1 protein-coding gene is annotated in these 494 nt (G+C 24.3%); it reads right to left on the bottom strand.

What is annotated here, in order from left to right; genetic code table 11:
• Positions 1–43: 43 nt before the first annotated feature.
• A partial coding sequence (locus ACLWS4_RS37405) for a glycosyltransferase (protein WP_416876485.1) occupies positions 44–494 on the bottom strand: 451 nt, incomplete at its 5' end.

A 494-nucleotide genomic window follows, 5' to 3' on the forward strand; every position in this document is an offset into this window, starting at 1 on the left:
AAAAACAATTTTTTTTTTCATTCTACTCTTTCCTTATTCAGATTTATACTTCCTTAAATATTTTTTCTAAACGCTTAATATAATCTATTTCTTTAAATTTTGAATTTACATATTTTCTGTTAAAAAGGGCAATATCTTTCAATTGTTTTATATCTCCAGATAATTCAAGAAGGACTTTTTCAATTGCTTTTTCGTTTTTAGGCTCAATAATAAAACCGTTCTTTTCACTAACTATATCTGGTATTCCAGCATGATTTGTTGTTATAACTGTTAAGCCATTAGCCATTGCTTCAATTAAAGAAATTGGTTGTCCTTCAATGTGATAATACGTAGGTAAAATAAAAATATCACTTTTAACAAAAAGTGCTTTTTTTTGGTTTCCATCTACCACACCATAGTATTTTACATTGTTTAAATTATTTTCTTTGATGTATTTAAGAAAAAATATATATTCCTTCTTAGAAAAAAATTTACCAGCAAAATGAAAATTTATA

The organism is Kitasatospora sp. SC0581, assembly GCF_048159585.1.
Taxonomy (GTDB): domain Bacteria; phylum Actinomycetota; class Actinomycetes; order Streptomycetales; family Streptomycetaceae; genus Kitasatospora.